The 15901-nt window shown below is 64.0% G+C and carries 16 protein-coding genes; 14 read left to right on the top strand and 2 right to left on the bottom strand.

Annotated elements, in window-relative coordinates; all coding sequences use genetic code 11:
• Window positions 1-5: 5 nt before the first annotated feature.
• Window positions 6-1391, top strand: a complete 1386-nt coding sequence (locus IPG14_RS10075; protein WP_343391702.1) for an MFS transporter — start codon at window positions 6-8, stop codon at window positions 1389-1391.
• An 85-nt stretch (window positions 1392-1476) separates the two neighbouring features.
• On the opposite strand, the gene ccrA is transcribed toward IPG14_RS10075, so the two are convergent.
• Both ccrA and IPG14_RS10065 read right to left on the bottom strand, forming a co-directional pair.
• Entirely contained in the window at window positions 1477-2718 is a 1242-nt protein-coding gene (gene ccrA / locus IPG14_RS10070) for a crotonyl-CoA carboxylase/reductase (RefSeq protein WP_343391741.1), read from the bottom strand.
• A 136-nt stretch (window positions 2719-2854) separates the two neighbouring features.
• On the bottom strand, window positions 2855-3931 hold the full coding sequence (locus tag IPG14_RS10065; RefSeq protein WP_343391701.1) for a Gfo/Idh/MocA family oxidoreductase: 1077 nt from the start codon (window positions 3929-3931) through the stop codon (window positions 2855-2857).
• A gap of 288 nt (window positions 3932-4219) precedes the next feature.
• Between IPG14_RS10065 and IPG14_RS10060 the strand changes: the two genes are divergently transcribed.
• The 13 genes from IPG14_RS10060 to IPG14_RS10000 all read left to right on the top strand — a co-directional run bounded on the left by IPG14_RS10060 (window position 4220) and on the right by IPG14_RS10000 (window position 15892).
• Complete coding sequence (locus IPG14_RS10060) at window positions 4220-4597, top strand: NADH-quinone oxidoreductase subunit A (RefSeq protein ID WP_343383916.1); 378 nt, start codon at window positions 4220-4222, stop codon at window positions 4595-4597.
• Entirely contained in the window at window positions 4594-5118 is a 525-nt protein-coding gene (locus IPG14_RS10055) for an NADH-quinone oxidoreductase subunit C (RefSeq protein WP_343391700.1), read from the top strand. The genes IPG14_RS10060 and IPG14_RS10055 overlap by 4 nt, the downstream gene beginning before the upstream one ends.
• A complete protein-coding gene (locus IPG14_RS10050; protein ID WP_343383918.1) occupies window positions 5115-6224 on the top strand; it encodes an NADH-quinone oxidoreductase subunit D in 1110 nt (369 codons plus the stop codon). Before IPG14_RS10055 ends, IPG14_RS10050 begins: the two co-directional genes overlap by 4 nt.
• Window positions 6224-7501 (top strand): NADH-quinone oxidoreductase subunit NuoH, encoded by a 1278-nt coding sequence (nuoH, locus tag IPG14_RS10045; RefSeq protein ID WP_343388452.1) that lies wholly within the window; start codon window positions 6224-6226, stop codon window positions 7499-7501. The genes IPG14_RS10050 and nuoH overlap by 1 nt, the downstream gene beginning before the upstream one ends.
• Window positions 7502-7515: 14 nt before the next feature.
• Window positions 7516-8016, top strand: coding sequence for an NADH-quinone oxidoreductase subunit J (locus IPG14_RS10040; RefSeq protein WP_343388453.1), 501 nt, complete (start codon window positions 7516-7518; stop codon window positions 8014-8016).
• Window positions 8013-8327: an NADH-quinone oxidoreductase subunit NuoK gene (nuoK, locus tag IPG14_RS10035; RefSeq protein WP_343388454.1), complete on the top strand. Its 315-nt coding sequence runs from the start codon at window positions 8013-8015 to the stop codon at window positions 8325-8327. Before IPG14_RS10040 ends, nuoK begins: the two co-directional genes overlap by 4 nt.
• A 21-nt stretch (window positions 8328-8348) precedes the next feature.
• Complete coding sequence (locus IPG14_RS10030) at window positions 8349-8531, top strand: hypothetical protein (protein WP_343391699.1); 183 nt, start codon at window positions 8349-8351, stop codon at window positions 8529-8531.
• A 3-nt stretch (window positions 8532-8534) separates the two neighbouring features.
• A complete protein-coding gene (nuoL, locus tag IPG14_RS10025; protein WP_343391698.1) occupies window positions 8535-10514 on the top strand; it encodes an NADH-quinone oxidoreductase subunit L in 1980 nt (659 codons plus the stop codon).
• 9 nt (window positions 10515-10523) lie between these two features.
• A complete protein-coding gene (locus IPG14_RS10020; RefSeq protein WP_343391697.1) occupies window positions 10524-11990 on the top strand; it encodes an NADH-quinone oxidoreductase subunit M in 1467 nt (488 codons plus the stop codon).
• On the top strand, window positions 11987-13456 hold the full coding sequence (locus IPG14_RS10015; protein ID WP_343391696.1) for an NADH-quinone oxidoreductase subunit N: 1470 nt from the start codon (window positions 11987-11989) through the stop codon (window positions 13454-13456). The genes IPG14_RS10020 and IPG14_RS10015 overlap by 4 nt, the downstream gene beginning before the upstream one ends.
• 5 nt (window positions 13457-13461) lie before the next feature.
• Window positions 13462-13938 (top strand): rRNA maturation RNase YbeY, encoded by a 477-nt coding sequence (gene ybeY / locus IPG14_RS10010; RefSeq protein WP_343391695.1) that lies wholly within the window; start codon window positions 13462-13464, stop codon window positions 13936-13938.
• A 64-nt stretch (window positions 13939-14002) separates the two neighbouring features.
• Window positions 14003-15508, top strand: coding sequence for a DNA polymerase III subunit gamma/tau (gene dnaX, locus IPG14_RS10005; RefSeq protein WP_343391694.1), 1506 nt, complete (start codon window positions 14003-14005; stop codon window positions 15506-15508).
• A gap of 75 nt (window positions 15509-15583) precedes the next feature.
• Window positions 15584-15892: a YbaB/EbfC family nucleoid-associated protein gene (locus IPG14_RS10000; protein ID WP_343385212.1), complete on the top strand. Its 309-nt coding sequence runs from the start codon at window positions 15584-15586 to the stop codon at window positions 15890-15892.
• Window positions 15893-15901: the final 9 nt, after the last annotated feature.

The following is a 15901-nucleotide window of genomic DNA, read 5'->3' as shown; positions in this document are numbered from 1 at the left end:
CCTGCATGGCACAGCAACAAGGAGCGATGCGCCCTGCTGGTGGCCCGCCTATGGGTCCACCCGGCCAGAAGCCGTCGTTCAGGGCCGCTCTCTCGGTGTTCGGCAACCGGAACTACCGATACCTGTGGGTCTCGTCACTCTTCTCCTTCACCGGCATGCAGATGCAGCAGGTTGCGCGGGCACTGCTTGACTGGCAGCTGACCCACTCCTATGGCTCTATCGGGCTCATTTCGCTCTCGTTCGGGCTCCCGATGCTCTGTTTCTCGCTGGTGGGTGGCTCCCTCGCCGACCGGTTCGAGAAGCGGAACCTGACCCTCGTCTCGCAATTCGTTACCGCCCTCCTCGCCGTCGTCAATGCGCTGATGCTCGTGACCGACACGATCACGATCGAATGGCTGTTCCTCCTCGGGCTCGGGGGCGGGACGGCGATGGCCCTCGGCATGCCCGCGCGCAGCCCGCTGATGGCCCAGGTAGTCGGTCCTCAACACGTCATGAGCGCGATGGCCATGTCCAATGCCGCCATGAACGCCACGCGGTTGTTCGGTCCGGCCGTCGCCGGCGTCATGGTCGCGACCATCAACCTCGAGTCGGTGTACTTCCTGCAGGCCGCTCTCTACGTGGTCTCTTGCGGATTGCTCCTGTTCGTCCCCACCGGCCTGGGAGCGGCCTCAGCCGTGGCACGAGGGAACATGTTCCGCGAAATCGGCAACGGGCTGGCCTATGTCGCCCGTGATTCGCGCCTGCGCCAGCTGAACATCTCCATGCTCGCGATCAGCTTCTTCGCCATGCCCTACGTCATGTTGCTGGCCGGCTTCGTGCACGAAGACCTCGGCAAAGGCGATGCCGCATTCGGTTTCCTCCAGTCTGTCTCCGGGGTGGGCGCGCTCGTCGGCTCGCTCGCCGTGGCCACCCTCACTGCGTACGACCGCAAGACCCTCCTTCAGTGGGTCGCAGGCATTACCGGCGGCCTCGGCCTTGTCTTGCTCGCGCTGGGTTCCCGCTCGTTCGGCTACCCGGGTGCGATTGGAGCGGTCCTCGTCCTCGGCCTGGCGCTCACTGCTTACCAGACACTCAACAGCACGTTGATCATGGATGCGGCGAGGCCGGAGTTTTACGGCCGCGTGATGAGTATCAACATGCTCAGCTTCAGCGCGATGCCGCTCATGGCCTTCCCGCTCGGAAGAGTCGCCGACAGCGTCGGAGCGACGAACCTGTTCATCGCTCAGGGCGTGATCGTCGCGGGCATCATGGTCGCTATCGCGCTCCTGAACCCGGCTCACACCTTCGGCCGGGCGGCCCCCGTCGAGCGCCCGCCCTTCATGCCCGGCAGGCCGATGCACCCGGGTGCGCCCGAACGCGTCGAAGATGTCGCGCCCGCCGGCGGGAAGTAGCGGGAACTCCCGAAGGTTCCTCCCCGAAAACTTCGAGGCCGGTCCTACTGGGCCGGCCTCGTTGGGTGTGCTGCCAGGCTACCGCCTATTCGATGGTCGTCATGCCCTCTCGCGGCGCGCCCACCAGGATCGCCATGTTCCCGTCCGGGTGGCGGTTCTCGTACATGAGCTGGTGGCAGTCCCCCGTCTGGTCGAAGCGGAATGTGCGCGAAAGGCAGGGGTCGATCTTGCCATCCAGGACCAGGTTGTTGAAGGCGCTGGCCTGGGTGTCGTTGGCGAAGTGCGAGCCCTGGAGCCGCTTCTGCCGCATCCACAGGTAGCGCAAGTCCACATCGGCGTTGTATCCGGTCGTGCCCGCGCAGATGACGATCATTCCGCCGGTGTCACAGACGAACTGTGAAGTCGGCACCGTGTCCTGGCCAGGGTGCTCGAAGACGATCCGGGGGTTCCGGCGCTCTCCGAGCACATCCCAGATGGCCTTGCCGAAGGCCCGCGCCCCGGCCGTGAACTTCCCGGTCGCTTCTGTGTCTTCCCAGTTCGGAAGCCGGCCCCAGTGATCGAACGCCTTGCGGTTGATGCAACCGACCGCACCGAGGCGCTTGCAGAAGTCGATCTTGTTGTCGTTGGAGATCACAGCGACGGGCTTCGCGCCCACGTTCGCCGCCAGCTGGATGGCCATCGATCCGAGGCCGCCCGCACCGCCCCATACGAGGACCACGTCGTTCTCGCGGACACTGTGGGGCGCCCAGCCGAAGAGCATCCGGTAGGCCGTGGAGCCCACCAGCGTTGGCGCTGCCGCAGCTTCCCAGCTCAGGTGCCGGGCCTTGGGCAGGCACTGGTGCGCCTGGACCTTCGTGAACTGGGCGAACGATCCCCACGTCGTCTCGTAGCCCCAGATCTTGAAGCTTGGACTGAACATAGGGTCGTCGCCTGAAAGGACTTCCGGTGCGTGGATGTCCCACGACCCGCAATGAACGACAACCTCGTCCCCGACCTTCACGTTCGTGACGTTGTCGCCGACCCGCCAGACGATGCCCGAGGCGTCCGACCCGCCGATGTGGTGGTCCCAGGGTTCGCCCTGCTTCTGTCGTGCGCCGATGACATCGACCGGGGAGCCGAGTCCTGCCCAGACGTTGTTGTAGTTCACACCGGCGGCCATCACATACACGAGCGCGTCATCGGCCCCGATCTCGGGCGTCTCGATGACTTCCTGCTGGAATGAGCTGGTTGGCTCGCCAAAACGGGCCTGGCGGATGACCTGGGCGTACATGCGCGCTGGGACGTGTCCCAGCGGCGGGGCCTCCCCAATCGTGTAGAGGTCCTTCACGGTATCGGTCGGCAAGAGTCTGCTCCTCGGGCGCGGGGGCGTCCCTTCGCGGTTCGCGCGCTGCGCGTAAGTACCGGCATGTTACCCCCGGGTATTCAGCGGGGAAAGTAACCCGGGCCCAAGCCATAGCCCCGTGCTATAGGTTTGCCACACTCAACTCGCCGGCCCCCCGCGCGCTCCTATAGCACGCGTCGACTACCTCGTGGGCTCGGAGCGCCGTGCGGAAGTCCGGGAAGGCGGGCCTGCCTTCGTGGACGCAGCGAAGGAAGGCCAGGTCCTCGTACATCCCGAGCCGGGCGAGGTTCGCTTCCTCACCCGCCAGGCCCGCAATGGCGCAGTAGCGGTCGAACACCTCGTCGGCGTCCAGCACTCTCACGTCTCCGCTGCGCCCCTGGTAGCGGATGGATCCGATGAAGTCGTGGTCGGTAGCGAAGTATCCGCCTTCGAAGAACACCTCGAGGTGTCGCGTCGAAGGCCGCTCGTCGAGCTGGTGCCAGATAGAGGTGAGCGAGGTCTGGTGCCCCCCGGCGTGCTGGAACGTTGCCATCGCCACATCCTCTACACGGTCATGCCCGGAGGTGACGCGGGTGTGGCAGCGCACCGCCTCGATCTCGCCGAAGAGCCAGCGAAAGAGGTCGACATCGTGGATGGAATGTTCGATGAGCGTCCCGCCGCCGGCCCGTTCGAAGCTACCACGCCACGCGCTCGCATAGTGCCCCCGGGTCGGGAAGAACTGGTCATCGCGCAGGTGTGCTGTGAGGAACGGGCCGAGGTCTGGCGCCTCCATCATCTCCTTTAGCACGGTGAACACCGGCGAGTAACGGAGTACCAGGCCAACCTGGTTGACTACGCCCGCGCTTTCGACCGCCTCGACCATCGCGCGGACCTCGTCGATCGACTTCGCCAGCGGTTTTTCACAGAAGACGTTGAGGCCGCGCCGCGCCGCCTCGAGGACGAGAGCGGGGTGCTCGGCCGTTTCCGTGCAGATGTAAACGGAGTTCAGGCCCGGGCGGTCGAAGACCGCGGCGGCGTTGCTCGTCACCGTCTTCGCCCCGGTGAGCGCGGCGAACGCCTCTGCGCGCGAGACTTCCCGGTCGCAGACCGCGGCGTACTCTCCCGGGACAAGCTCCGAACGGAGCGAACCGCGCAGGTTGCGCGAATGGAAGCGGCCGATGAAACCGCAGCCGATGAGGCCGATGACGGGTTGGGGCACGTTGGTCGCTCACATTCACGAGGAATTTGCGGGCATTTTACGGGTGGCTTGCCCGCGGTTGGCGAATGGTACCCGCCGTGGCCACATACTCGGTAACGAGGCCGCCCGCGGAAGAGATCACCTGGGGGCGCAAGTGGGTCTTCCGCAGACGGCCTCAACCAACAGACAGGCTCCCGCCCCCCGCGGGAGCCTGTTTTGTTGTACGCCCCGTTAGTTTTTGTCCGGCCAACAACCCCGTGCTATAGTCAGCGCCGTCCCTTTAGGACGAATTTCACAAACGGTCCCGGCGTGCTTTACGAATACGGCCACATCGGCATCCTCGTCATCATCGCGCTGATCTTCCCGCTCGGTGCGCTCGTCACGTCGTGGGCGTTCCAGTACATAAGAATTCGCCCCACCAGCAAGCCTGACGTGGTCCGCGACGATATCTACGAGTGCGGCCTCCGTACCGAGGGCCCGAGCCTCGTCCAGTTCAACTTCCGGTATTACTACATCGCTCTCCTCTTCGTGCTTCTCGATGTCGAACTCGTCTTCCTGTTCCCATGGGCGCTCGTGTTCGACCAGGTGGGCTGGGCCGGCTACGGCAAGGGCATCCTCTTTATCGGCACTTTCGTCATCGGCGGCGTGTACGCCTGGCGAAAACGTGCGCTGGAGTGGAAGCTGTGACCCGCCAACTCACCGGCGACGAAGCCGCCGCCCTTGCCGAAGCCGCCGTCCCCGGCTCTGTTGCGAAGACCACCGGGACAGCCTGCTACCTCAAGGCTGAACACCTCGTCGCCACGCTGGAAGCGCTCAAGACATCGCCCGAGGCAGACCTGGTTCACCTCACCAATACCTGCGGGGTCGACTTCTGGGACCACCTTGAGGTGGTCTACCACATCCAGTCGTTCGTGAAGAACCACATCGCGCTCTTCAAGGTCGAAGTTTGGGACCGAGAGAAGCCCGAGGTGCCCAGTGTCGTGCCGGTCTTCCACGGGGCATGGATGCAGGAAAGCGAAACGTACGACCTCTTCGGCATCAAGTTTGCGGGGCACCCCAATCTCACCCGCATCCTCCTCTGGGAAGGCTATCCCGGCTGGCCGCTGCGCAAAGATTTCCTCTCTATGCCCGGTGGCCTCCAGCCCGGTCTCGGCGAATTCGCCGGCATGGCCCGCCGCCAGGAACCGCCGGTGAGGGTGCTCGAATGACCGGAGTCATCAAGTCCGAGCCGTTCATCCTCAACATCGGGCCGCAGCACCCATCTACTCACGGTGTGTTCCGGATCAAGGCGACCGTGGACGGCGAAAAAGTCCTCGATGCGGAGATGGTGATGGGTTACCTCCATCGCTCGATGGAGAAGCTCGCCGAGGAGCGCACCTACACCCAGAACATCCCGTTCACCGACCGCACCGATTATCTGAGCAGCATGTCCAACAACCTGGGCTACGTGCTCGCCGTCGAAAAGCTCGCCGGCATCCACGTTCCCGCCCGTGGCGACGCCATCCGCGTGATCATGGCCGAACTCCAGCGCCTCGCGAGCCACTGCATGGCCGTCGGCGCGTTCGCCAACGACACCGGCGCCTGGCAGACACCCGTCATGTGGTGTTTCCGGGAACGCGAGAAGATCCTCGACGTCTTCGAAGTCACCTCCGGCGCCCGCCTCACCTGCAACTACATGCGGATCGGCGGCGTCGCCTTCGACCTCCGGCCCGAGTTCGAACCCATGGTCCGGAAGATCCTCCAGGAGTTCCCGCCCTTCCTCGAAGAGATGGAAGCGCTCCTTTCGGGGAACGAGATCTTCATCAGCCGCACCCGCGGCATCGGCGTCCTTTCTCCCGAGATGGCCACCAACTCCAGCCTCTCCGGGCCCATGCTCCGGGGCAGCGGCATCGCCTGGGACCTGCGAAAGGCGGACCCCTACTGCGGGTACGAGCAGTACGACTTCGATATTCCCATTGGCTACCAGGGCGACTCGTTCGATCGCTTCATCGTCCGCCTCGAAGAGATGCGCCAGAGCCTCAAGATCATCCAGCAGGCCCTCGACGGACTACCCTCCGGCCCCCATTCGACGCAGGTCCCCCTGGCCCTTCGCCCGCCCAAAGGCGAGGCCTACGCCCGCATCGAGAGTCCGCGCGGTGAACTCGGCTACTACCTGGTCAGCGATGAGGGGCCTTCGCCCTACCGCTTCCACATTCGCCCACCATCCTTTATCAATCTCTCTGCACTCAAGGAGATGACGGTTGGCGGCACGCTCGCCGATGCCATCGTCGTCCTCGGCTCTATCGATATCGTCGTGGGGGAGATTGACCGCTGATGGCCGCTATCTTCCTCGCTACAGATAACTGGTACGACCTTCGCGACCTCGCGAACCTGACCGACGCCATCCTTGATGGCGCCGACAAAATCCTTCCCTTCGGGGTCGTCTACGTGCTCGCGGCGCTCATCGGCTTCGTCGCGAGCTTCCTCATCTTCGTGCTCCCGTCCCAGCTCTATGTCGGCGTATACGGCGAACGGAAGATCATCGGCCGGATGCAGTCGCGCTACGGCCCGAACCGGGCCGGCCCCTTCGGTCTCCTCCAGCCAATCGCCGACGCTATCAAGCTCCTGACAAAGGAAGCGCTTACGCCGACGAAATCGGACCGCGTGGTGATGTACATCGCGCCGATCCTCTTCGTCGCTCCGGCGGTGCTCATCTTCGCCGTCATCCCCTTTGGCCCGCGAATGGTTTTTGCCGACGTGCCGGTGAGCCTGCTCTACTTCATGGCGATAACGTCGCTCCCGGTTATCTCGATGTTCATGGCCGGCTGGAGCGCCAACAACAAGTACTCCCTCTTTGGTGCGATGCGCATCGTCGCGATGGCAATCAGCTACGAGGTCCCTCTTGTGACGGCCCTCCTCGCCGCGGTCGTCATCACCAGTAACCCGGGCTCCAACGGGCTCTCCCTCCAGGGAATGGTCCTCTGGGCAGACGACTTCAAGATCTGGGTGGCCTTCGTCAGCCCGCTCGCCTTCGTCATCTACTTCATCTGCGTCAGCGCGGAACTGAACCGCACACCGACCGACATCGCCGAGGCCGAATCCGAGATCGTGGCCGGGTACCTCACGGAGTACTCGGGCATGAAGTGGGGCCTCTTCTACGGCATGGACATCGGTTACGCACTGGGCGCCTCCGCATTCGCGGCGACGGTCTTCCTCGGCGGCTGGACGTTCTTCGGACTCGAGAAGTGGGTCCCGCCGTGGATGATCTTCATCGGCAAGACCCACCTCTTCTACTTCCTCTTCATCTGGACCCGTGGCACGCTCCCGCGCCTCCGCGCGGACCAGCTGATGGCGTTTGCCTGGAAGTTCCTCCTGCCAGTTGCCATTTTCAACCTCCTCGTGGTCACCACTGAGCGCATGTGGTGGAGCGACCAGGACTACACGAAGGGCCTTATCTACCTGATCGCAGCGGTGAACGTGCTGCTGGCCGTCGTGATCGTGTTCGCCTGGGCGCATTTCATGGGATACCGCCCGGATGAGACACCCACCCGTCCCCGCCTGGTCAAGAACGCTGGTGGTTACGTCCCCATCGGCAGTGAGGGCAAGCAGTAATGGAAGGCGGCGGAGTGGTCTTTGCGTTCTACGTGCTCTCGGCGATCACCCTCGTCGCGGCGGGCGGCGTGATGGTTTCGCGAAATCTGCTGCACGCGGTCCTGTTCCTGATTCTCACGTTCGTGGGCATCGCCGGTTTCTTCGTCCTGCTCTCCGCCGACTTCATCGCGATGGCCCAGGTCATCATTTACGTCGGCGCCATCGCCGTGCTGGTGCTCTTCGCGGTGCTCCTCACTCCCCGTGCCGGCCGCGACAACGGCGAAACGAAATTCGCCGCTCCGGCAATTCTGCTCGGCGTCTGCATCGCAGCGGTCTTCCTCTTCGTCGTGAACGACACTGCCTGGCAGACCAACGAAGTTGCGCCAGACCTCGGGGCCGCCGCGCTGGGCCGCGCCCTCCTGGAAACGTGGGTGCTGCCCTTCGAAATCGCCAGCGTCTTGCTGACCGCCGCCCTGGTCGGCGCGATCATGCTGACGCGTTCGGCCGAGGAAGAAGCGGAGGACGCACTCGCATGACCATCGGCCTCGAACACTTCCTGACGGTCAGCGCGCTGGTGTTCTCCATCGGCCTGGCGATCGCGTTGAGCAAACGCAACGCAATCGGCGTCCTCATGGGCGTCGAGCTCATGCTGAACGCCGTGAACCTGACCCTCGTCGCGTTTTCGCGCTTCTCGATCAGCGAACGGCCGATCACCGGCCAGACATTCGCCGTCTTCATCATCACGGTTGCCGCTGCGGAAGCTTCGGTAGCCCTTGCCCTGGCGGTCTCGGTTTACCGGAACCGCGAAACGGTCGATGTCGACCAGATGAACCTGTTGAGGTCGTGACGTTCGATGTGGGTTGAATTCATGACCGTGCGCAACGCCTACGTGGCCGAGACCTGGCGCGAGCTGTTCGCCGCCGAGGGGCTCTCGGTTCGCGTCGTCCCGCCTATCGGCTATGGCGAAAAGGCATCCCTGCGCGATGAGCGCACCCTTTACGTACCAACCGGGAAGGCTCACGTCGCCCGCGAAATCCTGAGGAAGATCTAGCCGATGCCATTCCTCGCCGAAGAAGCCCACGCCGCCGCAGGGACGCCCAGCATCGGGGAGCCATTGCTCTGGGCAATCCTCATTGCTCCGCTGGTCGCATGGGGAATCATTGCTGCCTACGGTCGCAAGTTCCCGACGATTGCGGGATACCTCGCCCTCGCCGGGGTCGGTGCCGCCTGTCTCCTCAGCTACTACACCCTCTTCAATGTCATGGACGCCGATGGTGGGATCCGCCAGTACACCCATGAGTGGTTCACCGCCGGGTCACTGACAGTGAACCTCGGCGTCCGCGTCGATGGCCTGACGGCGGTCATGCTGGTCGTCGTCACCACCGTTTCACTCCTCGTCCAGCTTTATTCGACGGGGTACATGGATGGCGACCACGGCGAAGGCCGCTACTTCGCGCACATGTGCCTGTTCACCTTCTCCATGCTCGGGCTCGTCCTCGCGGACAACCTCTTCCAGATCTTCATCTTCTGGGAGCTGGTCGGCCTTTGTTCCTACCTGCTCATCGGCTTCTGGTTCCACAAGCCGAGCGCTGCCGCCGCCGCCAAGAAGGCGTTCATCGTCACTCGTATTGGCGACCTCGGCTTGCTCGCGGCGCTCTTGCTGGTCTTCCGGGAAGTCCCCGAAGCAGCCTTCGACATCGCCGAGATCCAGCACTGGGCCGGCGGTCACCTCGAAGGTAACGTCCCGACAACGACGGTCGTCACCCTCTTCGCCCTGGGCATCTTCGCCGGCGCCGCGGGCAAGTCCGCACAGTTCCCGTTGCACGTCTGGCTTCCCGATGCCATGGAAGGCCCGACTCCCGTCTCCGCTCTCATTCATGCGGCCACCATGGTCGCGGCGGGCGTCTACCTGGTCGCCCGCTTCTTCCCCGTCTTCGAGGCTTCCGGAGATGCCCGCGACGTCGTCGCCTGGATCGGCGCCATCACCGCCATCGTCGCGGCGACCATCGCTCTCGTACAGACCGACTTCAAACGCGTGATGGCCTATTCAACCGTCAGCCAGCTCGGCTACATGATGATGGCTCTCGGCCTCCTCGGGTATGTCGCGGCCATCTTCCACCTGTTCACGCACGCCTTCTTCAAGGCACTCCTCTTCCTCGGCAGCGGTTCCGTCAATCACAGCACGAACACTTTCGACATGCGGAAGATGGGCGGCCTGAAGGAGTTCATGCCCATCACCTTCTGGACGTTCCTGATCGGCTCACTCAGCCTCGCCGGCATCTTCCCGCTGGCAGGCTTCTGGTCCAAGGACGAAATCCTGCTGGATGCCTGGCGCGAGAACCGGGCGCTCTGGGTGATCGGCCTCTGCGTCGCCTTCATGACGGCGTTCTACATGTTCCGGGCCATCTTCCTCACCTTCTTCGGGACGTACAAAGGCGGCGAGCCGGTCGACCACCACGACGAGGACTCCCACTTCCACGGCGACCCGGGCCACCCGCACGAGTCCCCGTGGGTGATGACGCTACCGCTGGTGCTGCTCGCCATCCCGGCAGTGGCCGCTGGCTGGCTCGCATACGACCACATGTTCAAGGACTTCATCGAAGCTGCGCTCCCCGAGCTTCCCCACGAAGGCCATAGCACCTTCGAAATTGGCATCGCCATCAGTTCGTCCGTCGTCGCCCTTGCCGGCATCGGCGCCGCGTACGCCATCTACATGAAGAAGTGGGTCACCTCGGAGTCGATCCGCGCGACCTTCGCGCCCTTCGCAATCATCTTCGAAAACAAGTACTACCTCGACCGGCTCTACGAAGACCTCTTCGTGACCCGCATCATGCAGGGTGGCTGGAACCGCCTCCTGCAGGCCAACGACAAGTACGTGGTCGACGGGATCGTCAACGGGTCCGGCCGCCTGGCCCGGGAGGCCAGTTCGCGGCTAAGAGTCATCCAAACCGGGCAGGTGCAGGGCTACGGCCTTGGTATCGTGGCCGGAATCCTCGTCATCGTCGTCGCGGTTTACGCGGCGAACCCGCTGTAGGAGGGCGCCATGGAACTGACTATCCTCGTCTTCCTACCCGCGGCGGCGGCCGCTGCCATCATGGTGCTCCCCCGGTCGATGGAACAAAACGCGAAGTGGCTTGCCCTCACCGCGACGGTCGCCATGCTCGCGCTTTCGGTCCAGATGTTCTTCGCCTTCGACCTCAACGCCTCGGGCTACCAGATGGTGGTCGACAAGAAGTGGGTCACCATCGACCAGTTCGAACTTCGCTACGCGCTCGGCGTAGACGGGCTCAGCATGCCACTGGTCTTGCTGACAACCTGTCTTTCCGTCGCCTCGGTCCTCGTCTCGTTCAGCATCACGAAGCGGCCGCGCGCCTACTTCGCCTGCCTCATGCTGCTGGTCAGTTCGGTGGTGGGCGTCTTCGTTTCGCTCGATTTCCTCCTGTTCTTCCTCTTCTGGGAACTCGAACTCTTCCCGATGTTCTTGCTCATCGCCGTCTGGGGATCGGGCCGCAAAGAGTATTCCGCTACCAAGTTCGTCCTCTACACGATCGCCGGCTCGGCTTTCATGCTCGTCGGCATCCTGACCCTCGCCTTCGCTGGTGACACCTTCGATATACGCCTGTTGAGTGAGGAGGGCCGCATCGCCGACCCGCTCATTCCCCTCGGCTGGGTCTTCTTCTTCCTCTTCATCGGGTTTGCCGTGAAGCTCCCGATCGTGCCCCTCCATACCTGGCTGCCGGATGCCCACGGCGACGCTCCCACGGCCGTCTCAGTCATGCTCGCGGGGGTCCTGCTGAAGATGGGCGGATACGGCCTCATCCGCATGTGCGTGACGATGCTGCCCGACCAGGCCGCCGAATGGGATGTTTGGTTCGCCGCTATTGGCGCCTTCAGCGTGCTTTACGGGGCGTTCATCACCCTCCGCCAGACAGATGTGAAGCGACTCATCGCCTACTCTTCCGTTAGCCATATGGGGCTCGTCCTCCTTGGCATCGGTGCGCTCGGCGATACCGGACTTACGGGCGCGGCCTACCAGATGCTCGCCCACGGCCTTATCACGGGGCTCATGTTCGTGATGGTCGGGTTGATGTACGAACGCACGCACACCCGCGAAATCGCCCGCCTCGGCGGTCTCGCCCGGCAGATGCCACTGATTACGACCGGACTGGTTTTCGCCGGGTTCGGGAGCCTTGGCCTGCCCGCTATGGCCGGCTTCATCGCCGAAGTGACGGTCTTCCTCGGCGCATTCGAGAAGTTCGAGTGGGCGGTGCTCGCATCGATCCTCGGCGTCGTACTCTCCGCTGGATATGTGCTCTGGACGCTGCAGCGAGTTGTCTTCGGTCCCGTGAAACACGACTGGGACGGCGTCACCGACGCCCACCACTGGTGGGAACACACCGTCGTTGTCGGCCTCGTTGCGCTCGTTATCCTGCTGGGGGTCTACCCGGCGATCATGATGGATATGCTCGAGCCAGCGATTGACTCGATCATGCTAAGGGTGGAATCGTGAACGGAATCGACCTCGTAGGTCCCCAGTTCTCGGTCCTCGCGACCGCGGGTATTGTGCTGCTCGTCGACGGCCTCATGCCCGGGCACCGCCGCCACCTCCCGTTCATCGCCCTGCTCGGCCTCACGCTCTCCGCGCTCTGGACACTCTCCTGGGTAAGCCGGGATAGCTTCCCGCAGAAGGACGTGTTCGGCGGCACGCTCTCGCTGGATGAGTACGCAGTCTTTTTCTACTTTCTCTTCGCCGGCATTGGCGCCACGGTCGTCCTCGCGTCGATCGACTGGGTGAACCGCGAAGGCCGCGGCCAGGGCGAGTACTACGCACTGCTGCTCACCACCTGCGCAGGACTCATGTTCCTTTCCGCCGCGCGCGACTTGATCACGATCTTCCTCGCCCTCGAACTGTCCTCCATCCCCCAGTACATCCTGGCGGGCTGGGGCAAGGACAAGCGATCGAGCGAGGCCGGGTTGAAGTACCTCCTCCTCGGTGCGATTGCTTCCGCGATGCTGCTCTACGGCATGGCCCTGCTCTACGGCGTGACCGGCACGACTATGCTGAGCGAGATATCGGCGAGCCTGCAGGCAAATGGCGAACAGTACCGTGCCCTGCTCGTGCTCGCCATGGTCCTCCTCATCGCAGGCTTCGGCTTCAAGATGGCCGTAGTCCCCTTCCAGATGTGGGTGCCCGACGTCTACCAGGGGGCGCCCACGCCGGTGGCTGCCTTCCTCTCCGTCGGCTCGAAAGCGGCGGCCTTCGCCGTCGTTACGCGCATCTTCTTCGAAGGCCTCGGCGCCGACTTCCTGAGCGACGACTGGTCGATGATCTTCGCCATCATCGCCGCCGTCTCGATGACGCTCGGGAACCTGATGGCGGTGGTGCAGACCGACATCAAGCGCATGCTCGGGTATTCGTCGGTCGCCCAGGCCGGCACCTTCCTCATCGGCCTTGCCGCGATTTCCGTCCCGGGCGAGCGCTTCGACCTCGGCGGCAGCGGCATCTTGCTTTTCACCGCTTCCTACGCCTTCACGAACCTCGGCGCGTTTGTCGCGATCATCGCCATTTCGCAGAAGATCGGCAGCGACCAGATCCGCGATTACGCCGGGATGTGGAAGCGCTCGCCGCTCCTCACCGTCGGGCTCGCCTTCTGCCTGGTGTCGCTCACGGGAATCCCACCAACAGCGGGGTTCTGGGCGAAGATCTACATCTTCAACGCGGGCGTCCGTGCCGACCTCCTCTGGCTCGTCGTGATCGGCGTACTCAACAGCGTCGTCTCCGGCTTCTACTACCTTTCGGTTGCGCGCCAGATGTTCCTCGGCGAGGCCGAAGACGAGAAGACGATTTCCACGTCCCCTTCGATCGCGGTCGCTCTCGGCGCGGCGACGCTTGGAGTGCTGGTCTTCGGGCTCATCCCGACACCGCTGATCTCCGCGGCTGAGTCGGCGGTCGATGCCCTGCGCACGGTAAGCTGACCGGCGTGTACGACGAGCTCCCTTACGAGATTTCCATCGAAGTCGCCATCGACGCTGCCGGCCTGGATGTCGAAGCGCTCCATCACCTCGCCGCCCGCGTGATGGCCGGCGAAAGCGTTGAACCCGGGACGGCGCTGGCAATCCTGATCATCGACGATGAGGAAATCAGGGCGATGAATCTCCAGTTCCTGGGCATCGATGAGCCGACCGATGTGCTCTCGTTTCCCGATGAAGCCGACGACTTCGTCCAGGGACTCTCCGAGGAGAACCTACTCGGTGATATCGCGATTTCGCTTCCGACGGCCACGCGCCAGGCGGAAGCCGCCGGCCATCCGCTCGCGTCCGAGCTGGCGCATCTGCTAACTCACGGGATTCTCCACCTCTGCGGCTACGACCATGTAACCAACGCCGAAGATGAGGCGCGTATGCGCACGCGCGAGGAGCACTACCTCGGCGACCTGAAGCTGGTCCACCAGCACTGATTCACTGCCTCCCTCGGCACATCTGTTCTATACTTGCGGTATTCGTTCTGGTTCCGGGGTGCGAGTGCTTTACGGGAAATGGCGCCCACGCGGCTTCGATGAGGTCGCCGGGCAGGATCACATCGTGCGGACGCTGCGCAACGCCCTTGCCACCGGCCAGGTGGCTCACGCGTATCTCTTTAGCGGGCCGCGAGGGACCGGGAAGACGACAACAGCGCGCATCCTCGCCCGTGCCCTCAACTGCGCGAACCTGACCGAAGGCGAGCCCTGCAACCAGTGCGCCGCCTGCAAGGCCATCCTCAACGGTTCCGCGCTCGACCTCATCGAGATGGACGCCGCCAGCAACCGCGGTATCGAGGACATCCGCGAACTGCGCGAGAAGATCGCGTTCGCCCCTTCGGACCTGAAGCGCAAGGTCTATCTCCTCGATGAAGTCCACATGCTGACGGATGGCGCCTTCAATGCCCTCCTGAAGACGCTTGAAGAGCCACCGCCGCACGCCGTCTTCATCCTCGCGACGACTGAGTTGCACAAGATGCCCGCGACGATCATCTCGCGCTGCCAGCGGCACGACTTCCACCGCATCAACAACGAGGCCAGCGTCGCACGCCTCGACTACATCGCGCGCGAAGAAGGCTTCGAGTTCCCGAAGGAAGGCCTCGCCGCCATTGCCGTGCAGTCCCGCGGCGGTCTCCGGGACGCGATCACCATGATGGAACAGGTGGCCGCCCGCTACGGGAATCAGCCGTCGGTGGATGACGTGCTCGCGGCGATGGGCCAGGTCCATGACGCACGGACGGCCGGACTCGTCCGTGCCATCCTCGAAGACGACCTCGGCGCCGCGCTCGAAATCGCTCGCTCGGTGGCCGACGACGGCGTGGATATCGCCCGGTTCACCCGCGCGACGATCGATCTCATCCGTGACATCCTCCCGGATGTCCTCAAGAAAGCGGCGAGGCCAGAACACCCTCACGCGGGCCTCGTTGAGGAAGCCATCGCCGCCAACGGCGTGCGCAAGCTGACCGGAGCGATGGCTGAGCTGGCGCGCGCTGATTTCCGGCTCGATCCGGCCAGCCCGATCCCGCTCGAAGTCGCCTGTGCGACGGCCATCCTCGGTGGCGGGCTCGCCCCGGCAGCGGCGGCGCTGCCGGCGGTGCCGGGAACCGTGCCCGCGGGTACCAGGCCACCGCGGACGGCGGCGCCGCAACCGGCCACAATCCCCGGGAACACCCCCTTCAGCCCCCAGGAGCGCTTCCTGCGCGACCTGTACGACCACTGCAAGATGATCAATCCGACGCTTGCGATGTGGCTGAACAACACCTGCGATGTCATCCAGATGGATGGCGATGTGCTCGAACTCGGCTTCCAGCGCAAGATGCCAATGGAGAAGGTCGATACAGCCTGCCGGGCGATGGTCGAAGAGCAAGCCGCGGCCATCCTTGGTCATCCCGTCACCCTCACGGTGACGCTGATCGACGGCTCGTCTCAGCCCAAGCGCGAAACACCGAAGGGCCACCTCGCCGAAGCGGCGCGAGCGATAGGCGCCACACCAGTTGGGAAGGACCAGTAAATGGCGAAGAGCAGCGGCAACAACCGGTACCTCCGGCGCGGCGGCAGCGGCGGCGGCCTGCCCGGGCGCAGTTCCATGGGTGGCGGCGCCAGCCCCAACGCCCTCGCGCAGGCCCAGGAGATGCTCGCGAAGGCGCAGGCCGAACTCGCAGCCACCAACATCGAAGGGTCAGCGGGTGGCGGCGCAGTCCGCGTCATCATGTCCGGGGAACAGAAGATCACGGGCATCACCCTCTCCCCCGATGTCGTCGACCCGGACGACGTGGAGATGCTCCAGGACCTCATCATGGCGGCGATAACGGACGCTTCGGAGAAGGCTTCCGAGATGCAGTCGAAGTCATTTGGCGCGATAACCGGCGGGCTCGGCATCCCGGGTCTCGGCTAGGGCACGGGC

This window comes from Candidatus Amarobacter glycogenicus, from assembly GCF_016704105.1.
Taxonomy (GTDB): domain Bacteria; phylum Chloroflexota; class Dehalococcoidia; order Tepidiformales; family Tepidiformaceae; genus Amarobacter; species Amarobacter glycogenicus.
Note: the sequence above shows the minus strand (reverse complement) of the source record. Positions and strands in the feature narration are given on the sequence as shown.

Excerpts from the sequence above, each read along its gene's own strand:
- IPG14_RS10075 (WP_343391702.1), top strand. The coding sequence starts at position 6 with ATGGCACAGCAACAAGGAGCGATGCGCCCTGCTGGTGGCCCGCCTATG.
- IPG14_RS10050 (WP_343383918.1), top strand. The coding sequence starts at position 5,115 with ATGACCGGAGTCATCAAGTCCGAGCCGTTCATCCTCAACATCGGGCCG.
- nuoH (WP_343388452.1), top strand. The coding sequence starts at position 6,224 with ATGGCCGCTATCTTCCTCGCTACAGATAACTGGTACGACCTTCGCGAC.
- nuoK (WP_343388454.1), top strand. The coding sequence starts at position 8,013 with ATGACCATCGGCCTCGAACACTTCCTGACGGTCAGCGCGCTGGTGTTC.
- IPG14_RS10030 (WP_343391699.1), top strand. The coding sequence starts at position 8,349 with ATGACCGTGCGCAACGCCTACGTGGCCGAGACCTGGCGCGAGCTGTTC.
- nuoL (WP_343391698.1), top strand. The coding sequence starts at position 8,535 with ATGCCATTCCTCGCCGAAGAAGCCCACGCCGCCGCAGGGACGCCCAGC.
- IPG14_RS10020 (WP_343391697.1), top strand. The coding sequence starts at position 10,524 with ATGGAACTGACTATCCTCGTCTTCCTACCCGCGGCGGCGGCCGCTGCC.
- IPG14_RS10000 (WP_343385212.1), top strand. The coding sequence starts at position 15,584 with ATGGGTGGCGGCGCCAGCCCCAACGCCCTCGCGCAGGCCCAGGAGATG.